12 protein-coding genes are annotated in these 15,889 nt (G+C 41.2%); 6 read left to right on the top strand and 6 right to left on the bottom strand.

All coding sequences use genetic code 11. The features are described 5' to 3' along the window. Window positions 1–8 precede the first annotated feature (8 nt). The gene (locus GFB47_RS06075; RefSeq protein ID WP_153447167.1) at window positions 9–1,469 is read left to right on the top strand and encodes a bifunctional 2-methylcitrate dehydratase/aconitate hydratase; all 1,461 of its coding nucleotides are present in this window, start codon (window positions 9–11) and stop codon (window positions 1,467–1,469) included. Between the two features lie 147 nt (window positions 1,470–1,616). On the opposite strand, the gene GFB47_RS06070 is transcribed toward GFB47_RS06075, so the two are convergent. Both GFB47_RS06070 and GFB47_RS06065 read right to left on the bottom strand, forming a co-directional pair. Beyond that, entirely contained in the window at window positions 1,617–2,099 is a 483-nt protein-coding gene (locus GFB47_RS06070) for a YajQ family cyclic di-GMP-binding protein (protein WP_153447166.1), read from the bottom strand. A gap of 60 nt (window positions 2,100–2,159) precedes the next feature. Further along, window positions 2,160–3,221: a 3-deoxy-7-phosphoheptulonate synthase gene (locus GFB47_RS06065; RefSeq protein WP_153447165.1), complete on the bottom strand. Its 1,062-nt coding sequence runs from the start codon at window positions 3,219–3,221 to the stop codon at window positions 2,160–2,162. A gap of 204 nt (window positions 3,222–3,425) precedes the next feature. Between GFB47_RS06065 and GFB47_RS06060 the strand changes: the two genes are divergently transcribed. The 5 genes from GFB47_RS06060 to GFB47_RS06040 all read left to right on the top strand — a co-directional run bounded on the left by GFB47_RS06060 (window position 3,426) and on the right by GFB47_RS06040 (window position 8,255). Further along, on the top strand, window positions 3,426–4,334 hold the full coding sequence (locus GFB47_RS06060) for a putative PEP-binding protein (protein WP_153447164.1): 909 nt from the start codon (window positions 3,426–3,428) through the stop codon (window positions 4,332–4,334). Between the two features lie 170 nt (window positions 4,335–4,504). Next, on the top strand, window positions 4,505–4,984 hold the full coding sequence (locus tag GFB47_RS06055) for a PaaI family thioesterase (RefSeq protein ID WP_153447163.1): 480 nt from the start codon (window positions 4,505–4,507) through the stop codon (window positions 4,982–4,984). A gap of 149 nt (window positions 4,985–5,133) precedes the next feature. Then, on the top strand, window positions 5,134–5,970 hold the full coding sequence (locus GFB47_RS06050) for a CvfB family protein (RefSeq protein ID WP_153447162.1): 837 nt from the start codon (window positions 5,134–5,136) through the stop codon (window positions 5,968–5,970). 612 nt (window positions 5,971–6,582) lie between these two features. Then, on the top strand, window positions 6,583–7,647 hold the full coding sequence (locus GFB47_RS06045) for a porin (RefSeq protein WP_153448164.1): 1,065 nt from the start codon (window positions 6,583–6,585) through the stop codon (window positions 7,645–7,647). A 350-nt stretch (window positions 7,648–7,997) separates the two neighbouring features. Beyond that, window positions 7,998–8,255, top strand: coding sequence for a hypothetical protein (locus tag GFB47_RS06040; RefSeq protein WP_153447161.1), 258 nt, complete (start codon window positions 7,998–8,000; stop codon window positions 8,253–8,255). Between the two features lie 234 nt (window positions 8,256–8,489). Here GFB47_RS06040 and rsmF read toward each other — a convergent pair whose 3' ends face one another. From rsmF to GFB47_RS06020, 4 genes are all read right to left on the bottom strand, one after another. Beyond that, on the bottom strand, window positions 8,490–9,929 hold the full coding sequence (gene rsmF / locus GFB47_RS06035; protein WP_153447160.1) for a 16S rRNA (cytosine(1407)-C(5))-methyltransferase RsmF: 1,440 nt from the start codon (window positions 9,927–9,929) through the stop codon (window positions 8,490–8,492). A gap of 112 nt (window positions 9,930–10,041) precedes the next feature. Next, window positions 10,042–12,681 carry an MlaD family protein gene (locus GFB47_RS06030; RefSeq protein ID WP_153447159.1) on the bottom strand — a complete coding sequence of 880 codons (2,640 nt, stop codon included), beginning with the start codon at window positions 12,679–12,681 and terminating at the stop codon, window positions 10,042–10,044. After that, window positions 12,671–13,897, bottom strand: coding sequence for a paraquat-inducible protein A (locus GFB47_RS06025; RefSeq protein WP_153448163.1), 1,227 nt, complete (start codon window positions 13,895–13,897; stop codon window positions 12,671–12,673). The genes GFB47_RS06030 and GFB47_RS06025 overlap by 11 nt, the downstream gene beginning before the upstream one ends. Before the next feature lie 131 nt (window positions 13,898–14,028). Further along, a complete protein-coding gene (locus GFB47_RS06020) occupies window positions 14,029–15,861 on the bottom strand; it encodes an ABC transporter ATP-binding protein (protein WP_153447158.1) in 1,833 nt (610 codons plus the stop codon). Window positions 15,862–15,889 lie beyond the last annotated feature (28 nt).

Raw genomic sequence — 15,889 nt, 5'->3', positions numbered from 1 at the left:
TCAACATAATGACAAATCAAATCAATCAAGCTGAAGTCAACCATCGCCCACAACCGGATGCGTTATTACTGCAAATTGCCGATTATGTAACAGAGGCAGAAATCACTTCACCCGAAACTTTAAACACCGCGCGCAACTGCTTAATCGATACACTAGGTTGCGGCTTACTGGCATTAAAATTTCCTGAGTGTACTAAGCATTTAGGCCCAATTGTACCCGGCACAACAGTGCGTAATGGGGTAAAAGTACCAGGTACCGCTTATGAGCTTGATCCGGTGGCCGGTGCGTTTAATATTGGCTGTATGATCCGTTGGTTAGATTTTAATGACACTTGGCTGGCGGCAGAATGGGGGCATCCTTCAGATAACTTAGGCGGCATTTTAGCCACCGCTGATTATTTAAGCCGAGTGGCGGTTTCTCAAGGCAAAGCGCCACTAAACATGAAAGATGTGCTGGTGGCGATGATCAAAGCCCATGAAATTCAAGGAGTATTAGCTCTGGAAAATAGCTACAACCGCGTAGGACTTGATCATGTATTACTGGTGCGGGTGGCTTCAACGGCGGTCGTTACTAAAATGCTTGGCGGCAGTCGTGATCAAATTGTTGATGCGGTATCACAAGCTTGGGTTGATGGATGTGCGTTGCGTACATATCGTCATGCGCCAAATGCGGGTTCGCGTAAATCGTGGGCAGCAGGGGATGCCACCTCGCGCGCTGTGCGTTTAGCCATGATCACCATGAAAGGCGAAATGGGGTTACCCTCGGTATTATCCGCACCAACTTGGGGCTTTAACGATGTATTGTTTAACGGTGAAGCGTTTAAGATGAGCCAAGGCTTTGAGAGCTATGTGATGGATAATATTTTATTTAAGTTATCGTTCCCAGCCGAATTCCATGCACAAACCGCGGTTGAATGTGCGGTAACATTGCATAATAGCGTCAAAGATCGTTTTGATGATATCGCACGAATCGAAGTCACCACCCATGAATCGGCAGTGCGGATCATTTCAAAAACTGGCGATTTGGCCAACCCAGCTGATCGTGACCATTGTTTGCAATATATGATCGCGGTGCCATTAATCCATGGTGATTTAGAGGCAGAGCATTATGAAGATAGCTTCCATCAAGCCGATCATCGTATTGATGTATTACGCGATAAAATGGTGATCCAAGAAAATAGCCAATACACCACCGATTACCTTGATCCGGACAAGCGCTCAATTGCCAATGCGCTGCAAGTGTTCTTTAAAGATGGTACCTCTACCGATAAGATTGAAGTTGAGTATCCTATTGGCCACCGTCGTCGCCGCGAAGAGGGGATCCCTGTGCTTGAAAGTAAGTTTGAGCGCAACCTCAAAACCCGTTTTGTACCAAGTAAAGCGCAACAGATTGTAGAAGCGTGTACCGATCAGAAAACATTAGAAGCCATGCCAGTGAATGAATTTATGGATTTATTTGTGGCGTGTTAGCCTGTGACAGGTTTTTGTTTTTAGTTGAAGCAATCTAATTCAACAAGTTTAAAGATCTATCAATATTGAGCATAGAGATAAAAAAAGCCTGACTTCAAAATAAAATGAAGTCAGGCTTTTTAGGTCCGTAAATGTTAACTAGAAAGCTTAATCTTTAAAGTTATTAAACTGGAAAGGTTGCTCTAGTTCCGACTGGCGAATCGCGCTCATAGCTTGTTGCAAATCATCACGTTTTTTGCCCGTTACCCGTACTTTGTCACCTTGGATTGACGCTTGAACTTTAAGCTTCGCTTCTTTGATAAGCTTAACCACTTTCTTGGCTACATCGGTTTCGATGCCTTGTTTAAAACTGGCTTCTTGAGTGTGCATTTTACCGGTCTGTTCTGCTTTTTTTAAATCGACCGCATTAGCATCGACACCACGCTTCGCCAATTGACCGCGCAACATAGTCATCATCTGACCCAGTTGGTAATCGTTTTCAGCAGAAAGCTTCACGATGTCGTTTTTAAACTCAAATTTTGCTTCTACATTACGAAAATCAAAGCGAGTATCAAGTTCACGGTTGGCATTTTCCGCAGCGTTACGTACTTCAACGCTATCTACTTCAGAAATAATATCAAATGAAGGCATGGGTTTATCCTTTCTTAATTTGTTGGTTGCTATACCGGTTTTACTTTGGGTATAGGTTGGTTATTTTACAACTGTCTTTTTGATTGAAGCGGCGAGCATATCTAACATGGTTACCGTGTCATCCCAGCTTAAGCATGGATCGGTAATCGATTGACCATAAGTGAGGTTATCGAGATCCGTCATTGGTTGATTGCCTTCTTCAATAAAGCTTTCCGCCATAATACCGGCAATGTAAGTCGAACCACTTTCAATTTGTTGGCAAATATCTTGGGCAACATCCAATTGTTTACGATGCTGTTTTTGACAGTTGGCATGGCTAAAATCGACAATCAAACGCGGCGTTAATTCAACATCGGCCAATTGCTGACAAGCTTGTGCTACCGACTCGGCATCAAAGTTAGGGCCGGTATCACCTCCGCGTAAAATGGCATGACCATGTGGGTTGCCCGCGGTGCGGTAAACTGTCATACGACCATTTTTATCGGGTGAGCAAAAATAATGTGAGGATTGCGCGGCGCGAATGGCATCGGTTGAAATTTTCACATTACCGTTAGTACCGTTTTTAAACCCAACAGGGCAAGATAACGCTGAGGCCATTTCACGGTGAATTTGCGATTCAGTCGTGCGAGCGCCAATGGCTCCCCAAGATATCAAATCAGAGATATATTGACCGGTGACCATATCTAAAAATTCAGTCGCGGTAGCAAGGCCAAGAGTATTGATATCCAATAGCAATTTACGCGCTTTATTTAAACCCGCTTCTAAAGCGTAACTGCCATCAAGATTGGGATCAGAAATTAAACCTTTCCAGCCAATGATAGTGCGTGGCTTTTCAAAATAGGTACGCATGACAATCAACAATTGATCTTTATATTGTGCTTGCAGCTCATTTAAGCGTTGCCCGTAATCCAGCGCAGCTTCAGTGTCGTGTACTGAGCATGGGCCCACGACCACTAATAAACGAGGGTCATTCCCCGCAAGGATCGCTTCGATCTGACGGCGAGAATTATCGATATGCTCGGCAACAGAGTCGCACAATGGGTGTGCTTGAGTTAATTCTAATGGGGTCGGCATTGGGCCGAGTGCTTGAGTTCTTAGTTCGTCTGTTTGTACTTGTGTCATTCGACTGTCTTATTGATAAAATACACCCGCTAAAGATAACGGAAATGGCCAAGGGAATAAACGTCCAATCAGGTTTTTCTCCATAAGAATGAGTGAATTCAGGCTATTTTTTTCTATTTACTCCAATCTATTGATTTTTTCGCTTGTTTTGTGATGGTTTGATCAGTATTTTCTTTGTATACAGATGTATTTAATGGAGTAGTTATGTCTCAAACAAACGATGGGAAGATCCCAAATAATTTACAGTTGGGTGATGTATTGTCATCTCACACCGATAGCGTTCTGCCAGACGCACAGCATTTATTTGTGTCGTTGAGTGATTTGATTTGCGAGCGTATTGGTTATCATCCTGAAATTGGTTTACAGCTTGAGACGTTAAGCGTATCAGACAAAGCGCAACTGTCTGCTATCGTGGGTGAAGACACATTAAGCGCCGATGTCATTGATAAGCATTTTGTCGAAACCTTAGTCAAGGTGATCAACTCGGCGATCCAACCTTCGCATCAAGATATACGAATTTGTTTATCCGATACCGACAGCCACCGTTATAGCGCTTTATTAGGTGGTCAGATTGAAGATCAAGAAGTTAACCCTGCCATTGGTTTGCGCGGAGTCGCACGTTTTGCATCGAATCAGCATACCCACTCTTTTGAACTCGAATGTCGGGTTATCAAACAGTTGAGAGAAAAGGGACTGGATATTGACATTGTGGTGCCCTTTGTTCGAGCGTTAAGTGATGCTGCAACTATTATCGACCGTCTTGCCGTACAAGGTCTACCTCGCGGATTAAATGGCTTAAAAGTATTGTTTTGTTGTGATGCACCCGCGTCTGTTTTATTGGCTGATCGCTTATTGCAATATTTTGATGGCATGGTGGTTAATACCAATAATCTGACTCAATTAACCATTGGCGCAGATCAAACCAGTGCGGCATTAGGGTCATTATTTAACCCAGAGCATGAAGCGGTGGTGATATTGATCCATCAGGCGCTAAAATCGGCTCAACAAGCCAATAAACCTTGTGTGGTGTATTGCCAGAAATTAGCCCAATACCCAAAAATTCGAGATGTTTTACTCGAGCATGAAAGCTTGCAAGTGCTGGCCGGTTTATAAATACCGTTCCAATTTGAATGAAAGCGCTATCACAAACCGACCATTTATTAGGTCGGTTTTTTTATGCGCTTAACAACTTAGAACTTTGTCCGTTGACTTGGATGTTAATTAAACGTTAACTGGTCCGACATGGTGAGATCTTAAATCGAATAAAAATAAGAGGGATAGAAATGGATATTCTAACAACCGCAAATCAGCATCTTAGTTATTTTGGAGAGCAACTTGTACCGATGATCGGCTATTGCAAACCTGAGATCATTAAGATCACCCAAGAAACGGTTGAAATAAAAATCCCGTTAAATAAACCGACTAAAAATCATCTTAATAGTATGTATTTTGGCGCATTGGCGGTGGGCGCAGATGCCGCAGGGGGATTTTTAGCCATTAGTAAATCTGAGCAGATGGGGAAAAAAATCTCACTCGCATTTAAAGCAGTGAAAGCTGAGTTTTTAGCTCGGCCAGAAGATGACGTGGTGTTTGTGTGTCACGACGGCAAACTGATTGATCAAATGTTAGCCGAAACAGTGAAAACGGGGGGGCGAGTCAATCAACCTGTCACCATTACCGCGCTGTGTCCTACCTTAAATGGGGAGGATCCCGTGGCTATTTTTGAACTGACTTTGTCGGTAAAGGCACTAGCGGCAAACTAGAAAGGTTAACAAGATAAAATAATCGGATTTACTTTACGTAATCATGAGTAAATCACGTATAATTGGATGGTCATTTTTAGTCGCCCTTTATTTCAGTATGAGCATAAAGGACGACATTATCACTATCCGTAAAAACAAAAAGAGCCTCCATGATTAATATTGGTCAAATCAACACCCTTAATGTCACTAAAAAAACCGATTTTGGTTACTTCCTTGATGCCGATGATTTCGGTTCAGTATTACTGCCAAACAAGTTCGCACCCGATGGTATTGAGGTGGGTAGTGATGTCGATGTGATGTTGTATTTTGATTCAGATAATCAATTGTCAGCCACCACAGAAACTCCGATCGCTCAAGTAGGGCAATGGGGCATGATGCATGTGGTCGGGGTCAATAATATTGGCGCATTTGTTGATTGGGGAATTGATAAAAAAGATTTGTTGATCCCATTTAGTAACCAGCGTGTACCTCTAAACGAAGAACAAAATATTCTGGTGTATGTTTATTCGGATTCGGCATCGGGCCGCATTGTGGGTACCACTAAATTCAATAAACTGTTAGATAAAACCCCCGCCAATTATGAGATTAATCAGCAAGTTGAATTGTTGATTGCCGAGCGTACCGACCTTGGTTTTAAAGCTATTATTCATGGCGAGCATTGGGGAGTGATCTTTAAATCGGATGTGTTTGGTAAGTTATTTGTTGGTAAGCGATTAAAAGGCTATATCAAAGCGATCCGAGAAGATGGCCGCATTAACTTATCGTTGCAAAAAATTGGTGTAGCAAAAATGGATGACCTGAGTGAAAAGGTGATGCATGTGCTACAAACCAAAGGCGGCTTCCTACCATTAAGTGATAAGTCGACCCCAGAAGCGATCTTTACCGTATTCAGAACCAGTAAAGGCACCTTTAAAAAGACCATCGGCGGTTTGTATAAAGACGGTAAAATTCGTATCGAAAAAGATGGTATCTACTTGAACGATTAATCTCAAGTGCAGAGTTAAGCATGACGTTCTTGTACAAAAGCCTCTTCGGAGGTTTTTTTGTGCCTAAAAATTGAGAAATGCACTGAGTATAATTACTTAGTTTCATTATTCGCATTGTAAATTATTTGAATTATAAACAATCTTATCCAGTGCAATAAAGCTCCTACGATAGGATGGATTGTTAACTAGCTCCTAAATAATCATCCATATCTTACTCAAACATTGATATTGACCTTAAATCAATTAATTCGTGACAAAAATAAACAGGTAGATAAATTGTTAATTAATTGATCGTAATATGTGCCATTCACCGGTTATGCACGATGTTTTATTGGTTAGTGGTCACTTTTATGACACTTTTCAATAAAAAAATTTGGCAGGGAGGGGAACTTTATCCTAAATTGTAGCCATTCCAGTTCATAGCGTCTCTTTTGAAAGGCGAATAAATTATGGCTGGAATTGATAATTCTATTAGTATCAAATGGTTGCATGGAAGCGCATTCATTTTTTGAACTTAATTCATGTCAAAAAATAGAACAAGGTTTGGATAAGTCATTCGATTTTAATCAGCATGCCGCTGGTTAAAACAGTATAATAATTAAAGGTTTTATGATGAAAAAGTTACTACTGTCTACATTAATCCCTGCATTACTTCTCTCCACTGCAGCCAGCGCTGCTGATATCTATAAAGCAGAAGACGGTTCTCATGTAAACTTATACAGCCGTTTGGGTTACAACATCACAAACAAAGGTACCAACGATCAAGATACTCGTGGTGTGTTTGATGGACGTATCGGCCTTAGTGGTTCTCAAACTATTAATGAACATGCTGACGTTATCGGTCAAGCACAATATCAAGTTGGGGCAGCGGAATACGCTAACTCATTAGATCCAAAATCTTCTGATTTAACCGCTCGTTATGTATGGGCCGGTATCGATGGACATGAATACGGTAAAATTAAAGGCGGTCGTGTTGATTCTGGTTTGATCATGTTTACTGACATTGGTGATGTGTTCGCAACATCAGATGTGTCTATGGCGCGTCAGGCAGGTATGGTTGATAAAACAGCAGTACAAGTTTTCCGTCAAGACGGCACTCTGCAATACCAAAACACCATTGGTAACTTAGACGTTTCTGCCGGTTATATTTTCGGTAATGACACTTCAGCACTGGATTATGGTTACAATGCCGCGCTTCGTTACACCATTGATATGGGCGCTGCAGGTACATTAGCTCCTGTTGTGGCATATCAAAAAACTGAAGCTGACGATTCAAATGATAATCCAAATGCAGATTACCAATTCTGGGGCGTGGGCACACGTTACTACCTAAACAAATTAATGTTAGGTGCATTGTATTCTCAAGATGAAGTTGACGGTATCTACGCTGATAAGAGTACTGATAAAGTAATGGAATTCACCGCGGTTTACGACTTAAACGATGATTGGGCATTCCGTGCCGGTTACCGTAACCTACAAAATGACGACGGTGATGGTTTAGAGCTAAACGATACTACTTTCGAAGTTCAATACAAACTAACGGCAATGTCTTCTATTTACACTACTTACGAAATCCGTGATGGCGACAATGGTGTTGATTTAGCGAATAAAAGCACTAACTTCGGCGGCGATGCTGACGAAAACTTCTACAGTGTTGGTATTCGTTTCGAAATCTAAGTTTCACAAGCTAGATTTAAATACATTATCCTAAATGAAGCGCATAGCAGTCAATGTTATGCGTTTTTTCTCTTTATAAGATATTGAATCGACCAGTGACAGGTAAGCCAACTTTAAATCTAGAGGCTAAGGGTAAATTATCATGTTTAACTGTGTTTTTATTTTTAAATTAAAACGTTGTTCGATTGTATCTTCATGATAAATAGATTGTTTTGTGGACATGTGAATAACGGTAAATTGTTTTACATCAATCTTTTTTCATTTAGGGTTGAAACCTGTGTGCGATTGGATTTTAATGCACACCGCTGCACCATATACGGGGCAGTATTTTTTTGAAGTAAGGGTTCTCTATGTATCTATTTTGTCGTCAATCAGTACAAGACTATCAAGTTTGGCAGGATTTTTTTCGCGTCAGCACAGTAGTTTATGAGGAAGCAGGCTTAATACTAAAAAACGTATGGAAAGGAGAGTCCAATAACGTCTTTATCATTTTTAAAGTTGAAAATGTAAAGGTGGCCAAAGCTTTTATAAAATCACCAGCAACAGAAAAACATCGCGAAAAAGCGGGTGTGTTAACCAATGAAATGCACTTTATGGAAGAAATATAAGCGTAAATTATAATGAGTATGATGGGGTTGTGGCTTTAACCTTCGCGCTCTAATTATTCCAATATCGATTGAATTTGTGTATGCCTAACACGGCATAAAGTGGTATCAATCGATATTGGTTTAAAATTAATAACGGCAAGAATTATTCGTTTCAAAATCAATCGCTTTAAAATCAATTAATTCAAGGCGAATAGGTGCAAAACTAATTGGTGCAAAGCTAATTGGCTTAAAAAATCAGAATAAGTTTTTATCTCTCACCAGTTCTCTCGGCAGCCCATTCTTGATCCGGTTGCTAACCCATTTACCTAGTCCAATCACTTGATGTTCAAAACTGACAATAACCTCACCCGAACCGGTTTGGTTAGGCCGTACATCGCGCCCCATAAACCATTCACGTGCTTCTGCTTGGCTTAATTCAACCATTGTGACATTACCTGGCTTGGCTAATGCCATAATCGCTTCATGTTGCCAGCGAAACGGTGATTGGTTTGGCTTTTTGGAAGGCTTGAGTATCTCAGCTAATTTTATCCCAATACGACCAAAGCGAAGTTCTCCGATCATGTGAGTCATAGCACTTGGGAATAACCACACTTCTTTATCTCGGATCCAAACTTCGCTGCTGTTGGGAATAGAAAGTGCGAGGGTATCGTCTAATGAGTTTTGCAGATCTAAAACTAATTTTTCAGGCGCTTTTTCAAATGGAAACTGACCCAAACGTTTTTTGACTTGTGGCGGTGTGACAGAAGCAAGTTTTTTGATTTTAGCAACAAAAAAACCTTCACTGTCAAAGATCTGTGGGTAAATATGCAAGAAGCCTTCTTCGGTCATTGCTTGATCTGCGCCGCTAAATAATTCACCTAGAGGCTGAAACTCCACCGCATCGCCAAAGGTCTGTTTTAAATGCTGACAGACTTGTTGATTTTCTTGCAGGTTTAATGTGCAGGTTGAATACACCAGCGTGCCATTGGGCTTTAAGGCATGAAAACCACTTTCAATTAAATCTTTTTGGGTGAGGGCTATCTCGCTGACCGAAGATAAACTCCAATTGCTCATCGCATCGGCATCTTTTCGGACAGTGCCTTCGCCTGAGCAGGGAGCGTCGAGTAAAACGGTATCAAACTGTTCAGAAAGCCATCCGCCAAACACACGGGCATCAAAGTTAGTCAATGCGGTGTTATGTACGCCACAACGCTGCACATTGGCACTCAGTACCTTTACTCGGCTAGCAGAGTATTCGTTTGCCACCAACGCGCCATCATTTTTCATTGCGGCGGCGATTTGAGTGGTTTTAGAACCTGGAGCAGCGGCCATGTCGAGAACCAGATCAAGCTGCTGATTATTATCCAATAACGCGGTAACCGGTAACATCGAACTGGCTTCTTGAATATAAAATAAACCGGAGAGATGTTCAGCGGTATTTCCCAGTGGAACGGTTTCGTCGGCGCGATCAAGCCAAAATCCGCAATCACACCAAGGCACGGCCTCGAGTGTCCACTGTTTTTTTTCTGCTAAAGATAAAAAATCGCTAACGGAGATTTTTAAGGTATTGACGCGAATGCTACGGCGCAATGGACGTTGGCAGGCCGAAATAAAGTCTTCCATGCTTAAATGAGACGGCATGGTGGATTCGACTAAAGATAAAAATTCAGATGGCAGCTTAACGTTAGGGTGCAAAATAGCCTCGGAGTACTAGAAAATGACGCAGCGATTTTATGCTTTATTACGAAAAAATGCAGCCAAAAAATGGCTGCATTGTAATTATGTTATTGATTATAGTTAGCGACCATTAATGAGGTATCGCTTTTTGCCACGTTAACCATTCTGGTTGAGGTTCTTTATGTAATAAGAAGGTGGTTTTAGCAACGGCTTTTGGTGCTAACTCATCTTCTTCTGGGGTTGCAAAGGCTATGCCACCGTGCAAAATACTGTCCATAGTGCCTGCTTTTACATTGGCGCCTGATAAACCAATGCTAACATTGACCCCGGAAATATCCCAAAAAACCGAGTTTTTACGCACAAGGTAAGCATATTTAGGGGAAACTTCTAAGGTTGTGATCACGCGATCGGCTAATGGTCCCAACTCCACAGCCGACACTCGGCCAACTTCAAAACCACGATATAACAAAGGAGTACCGACCTTTAATGACTTTTTGCTTAAGCTTTGTAAGTAAAAAGTCACACCCGCTGGTGATTGCGGATGGGTATTTAAATTAAATTTATAACTGGCCGTTGTGCTAGTCGACGGTTGCACTTGAATATAAGGACTTAATAAAGTGTCGATATTTTTAGCGCCATCAAGGCCAATTTCAGGGGATACCACCCAGAACTGACTGCCTTGTTTGGCAATATTTGCTACATATTCAGGGAAGATACGCGCGGTAATATCAACATTGTTTAACTTAAAGTCAGGGCGGACAAAGGTGACTTCACCAATCGCAACACCTTGATATTTAATTGGCATGCCTTTCTTAACCGTGCTGTTGTGTTTAGTCGTTAAGGTGATTTGACGGCCAAATTGACGAGCGGATTTATAATCGTCGTACAATATCCAGTTAGCATTTAATTTGTTTTCGACACCAGTTACTGAATCGAATGCAATACCGCCCTTGATTAACGATGCTAAAGGTGACGTGGTCACGCTAACGCCGCTTAAATTGGCATCCACTTTAATACCTGAGTAATTCCAAAAAACAGTATGAGGCGTGATCAAGTGTTGATAACGGTTCTCGATACGTATATAAATTTTAACTCCGCCGTCGACCAGTTTAAAGCTTGATACTTTACCCACTTGAAGGTTGCGATAAAGGATAGGGCTGCCTTTGGATACTGAGGGAAGTTTCGGTGCAAGCAAGGTTAAGCTAGTGGTGCCAGAAGTTTCATATTTTGCTAGATCGGCTAAAGCATTGCTTGAATAAAGGTGGTATTGATTATTGATAGTGCCTGAGCCTCGGCTATCAAAGCTAATCGAACCGGCTAATAATTGTTTCATTGGTGGCATTGAAACACTGAGTCCCATACCATTAATTTGAGCATCAACACTGCCGCTAACAAAGAATCGACTTTGTGATTTAACTAATTTGGCATATTGAGAATTGACTTGGGCATCAAAGATCACTTTATCGTCTTGTAAAAATACTTTGTTTACATTGCCGACAGGGATCCCTTTGTAAAGAATTTGGGTGCCAGCTTCGAGTCCATAAGTATTATCCGAGGTTAACCTTATTGGCGTGGTGAGGTTTTTGGTGCGTAACAAATCATTTTTACGAATAACATCGAAATGGCGAATTTTTGGTCCAACGCCAGGGACTAAAGTTAAGAAGTTTCCGGTGATCAGATTCGACACATTTTCCATATCGGTTAACGACAGTTTTGGCTCTTCTAAAACAAACTGTGAGCCTTGGTTTAACACTTCATTAAAAGCAGGTTGGATGGCGGCAGAGGCTCTAACCGATTCTTTATCGTCAGATAAACGCACATTGGTGATTTGACCGATCTCGATACCTTTGTACATGATAGGAGCATTGGCCGAGACTTTACTTTTATCGGGTAATGTCATGCTGATGCGAGTACCACGCCCAGCGGTTTTTATATCTGGGTATAAACGATAAACGCTATCTGGCAAGATAGATTTGCCATCTTGGGGCGAATCGACCGCAATGCCGCCAGTGAGTAGCGCATTTAAGCTTTCTAGTTGTACGTCGATACCATTAAAACCAACGCTGGTATTCATGCCACTGACATTCCAAAAACGACTGTCAGAATTAATAATGTGAGCGTACTTCTTTTGAATCGAGACATTAATTTTAACTTCACTTGAATCTTTCGATAAAGTGAAATTAGTGACTTCGCCAATCGGGATCTTGCGATACATGATTTTAGAGCCTACCGAGATGGAGCCTAAATCTTTCGAGGTTAAGGTGAGATTAAAACCATTTTGAGCGCGAATATCCATCGGCTCTTCGGCTTGGGCAGTATAGTTGGTCGAGAAATTTTTCGACGGTTTGTTTATTTCCGAATTATTAGGATCGATGGCAATATAATTACCAGACACCAAAGCATCAAGACCTGTGATACCACTTAGGCTGGCTTGAGGTTTGACTAACCAAAAACGGGTATGTTTAGAAAGGAGTTGGCTGGCTTTTGGATAAATGTCGGCAGAAACATAAATATCTTTTAAATTATCCGATAAACTGATTTTTTTAACAATTCCGACCTCTAAACCTTGATAACGGATCGTGGTCCTTCCTTCAACTAAACCTTGAGCATCAGAAAAGTGGATTTGTATGCGTTCACCCATTTGAGAGTAAGTCTTATAACCAAGCCATCCTGCCAAACACAGGGCAATTAATGGCAAGATCCATAATGGTGATATTTTACGTTCACTTTTGACCGTGACTTTATTCATAGGGGGCTGCTCATTTTTCATGTAGTGATTCTTTTTGTGGTGTGTTTGAAGCAGAATCATCCCAGATGAGGCGGGGATCTAAGCTTTCTGCGGCAAGCATGGTTAGGATAACAACACCGGCAAACGCAATTGCAGCGGGGCCGGGTAAAAAATCAAGAATTTGATCGCGGTCAACCAAAGCAATGGTGATGGCGATAACATATAAATCCAGTATGGACCATTTTCCTATCCACTTTACAAATAAGTAAATTTTCATCCTTCGAGTGTAATCTGTGACGTGCTTAAACTGAATGCCGATCAAAATGTAAATCAAACCAATAATTTTTGCGATAGGGACCGCTATACTAGCAACAAAAATAATGAAGGCAATTTCTGGCATGCCACTTTTCACAAACGAGATAACGCCTGAAAAAATCGTGTCTTCATAGCGTTTACCATTACTGTAGAAAATCGAAATATACAGCAAGTTTGCCGGTAAAATTAGAATCGCTGCGGTGATCAAAAATGCCCACGTCTTTTGAATTGAATTGGGCTTACGTTTATGAATGATGAAACCGCAACGCACACATGACTGGCTTTCTGGTTGAGATAAGTGGCAGTGATGACAATGAGTTTGAACATCATCAAATTGAAACTGCTCGGATGACTGCCAACGTTGCCAATAACGGCTCACACTCAAACGAGATAATAAAAAAATGGTCACAATTTGAGTTAAGAAAATACAGGCGAGGCCCATTTTTGGTGTGATCGTGGCGTACTCGCTTAATTTAAAGAAGGCGATAGCAATCCCGAGCAGGAACACATCTAGCATCATCCAGTGTTTTAAGCGTTGAAAAATCAGTAGAGAATACTTGAATATTGTAAAGTGTTGACGGGTGAGTCCCCAATGGGCTGTGATGACGGTTCCAAAGACAATTAACGGGGTTAATACACTACAAAACAACACAATAAAGCCGAGAATAACGGAGCTTTCTTTCATTAACGCGTATGAACCACTGACTAAATTAGCGGAAAAATTAATATTAAACAGTCGAATGGTCACAAAGGGAAAAAACAAGCAAGGGATCAGAAACAACAATCCCGTCAATGCGAGAAATAAGTTGTCTCTTAACGGTTTATGACTGCCACGATAAAGTTGAGTGTCACAGCGAGGACAGTGTGCATTTTTGCCTTGTGGTAGTTCGAGAGTTGAAATTTTGATCTCACAAACAGGGCAAATAATCTGTGCTTGCTTAATATTGAAAGCAGAGGTTGACGAGGAAGGCGCTAAAACAGCACCTTGCTTGTTATTGTCCTTTATATTCTCTAACTGGCCGGAGGGTTCAGAGGTCACAAAGCGATCCTAGCGAAATAACGTAGGCGTGTTTATCAGAACTGTATTTCAGTGGCAGGATTTGACTGACCACGTTCAATATTACTTGTGCCATAAAGCGCTTGATAAAGTCCTTGTTGATTGAGCAACTCCCCATGAGTGCCGGTTTGTGTCACTTGCCCATCTTCGAGTACATAGATGAGGTCGGCTTGTTTTATGGCCGATAATCGATGCGCGACAATTAAGGTGGTACGCCCAGCTAAAAATGTACTCATCGCGCGATGAAGCCGAGATTCGGTGGCAGTATCTAATGCCGAGGTTGCTTCATCGAGAATAACAAATTTCGGATCGGTTAATAACATTCTGGCAATCGACAGTCTTTGTCGCTGTCCGCCGGATAATCGCACCCCTTGACGACCGATTTGAGTATCAAGCCCATCCGACAATTGATTAATAACATCATCGAGTTGCGCCAGATTGAGTGCATACCATAAAGCATTATCATCGTGCTTACTACCAAGAGTCAGATTTTGCCTCAAAGTATCATTGAATAAAACAGGGTTTTGCAGCACAACTGCGATTTGATCTCGAATAATTTCAAACCCTATTTTTTCGCAATCGGTATGATTGAATGAAATTGTACCACTTTGTGCGCGATAAACGCCAATAAGTAATTGGATTAAAGTGGATTTACCGCTACCACTAGCCCCAACCAGCGCCACTTTTTTGCCGGCTGGTATGGTTAATGTTAGTTGACGTAAAACTTTTTGATCGAGATTGTAAGCAAAGTCAACATTATGAAGTTCAACATCGACACTGGCGCTTGAGACAAAAGGGTTAGTGGTAGAGATAGGTCGATACTCTTCTTCCATTTGCAATAAGCTATTAATGCGTTGTAAGGCCGCTTTTGCACTGTACCAAGAGAACTGCACCGCTAATAATTCTTGTACCGGACCTAACATAAACCACAAGTAACCAAATACAGCAAAGATTTGCCCGATAGTGAGATCGCTAAACACCACCATTAGCATGGCAACCACACGAAATAATTCAAAACCGAGCAGAAACAGTAAAAAAGAGAGTCTGCCTGCGGCTTCAGATTGCCAAGCAAATTGATCGGCGTCATTACGAATGTGATTGGCTTGTTGTTTTAATTCTTGTAGGTAAATCGATTCTTTATTGGCCGCGCGCAACTGATAAATACCATCTAAAACTTCAACTAAACGATTTTGAAAACGCTCGAAAGACTGGTTCTCTTTTTGTTTTAGGTGCTTAACTTTACTGCCCAGTTTGCGTGAAAAGTAAATCACCAAAGGATTCACCAGTAAAATAAACAAGCCCAAACGCCAATCAAGCCATAACAAAACGACGGCAGTACCCAATACCGTTAAGAAACTAATGGCAAATTTACTTAAGGTGGAACCAATAAATTTATCAATAGTTTCAATGTCGGTGACTAAGTGGGCATTGATACTGCCACTACCACGAGTTTCGTATTGTTGAATGCTAATTAAGCCCAATTTATCAATCATTTTACTGCGGATCTGGTAAGTAATGGTCTTTGACACTAAAGTGAATTGACGGCTTTGTAGAATATTCAACAATTGACTGCCAGTGCGCATTAAAATGATCAATCCAAAGGCCAGCCCAATGTAACCTGCTGGGGTGTGCAATGATGTTGGCAAAATATGATCCATCACTTCAATGCCAGTCGATGGATGATTTAATAGCACTTCATCGACCATTAATGGCATTAATAACGGGATAGGGACACTGAGAATGGTGGCGACTATCGCGATTAAATTTGCAGCAATCAGTTTTCTTTTGTGCTGTTTTACTTGAGTAATAAGCCAAGACTGGTTAATTATAGGTTGATTATTAGTATTCATGAGTGATAATAATTCCTATTTGTAATAT

The sequence above is a fragment of the Vibrio algicola genome (assembly GCF_009601765.2).
Lineage (GTDB): Bacteria > Pseudomonadota > Gammaproteobacteria > Enterobacterales > Vibrionaceae > Vibrio > Vibrio algicola.
This window is presented reverse-complemented; position numbering and strand designations above follow the sequence as displayed.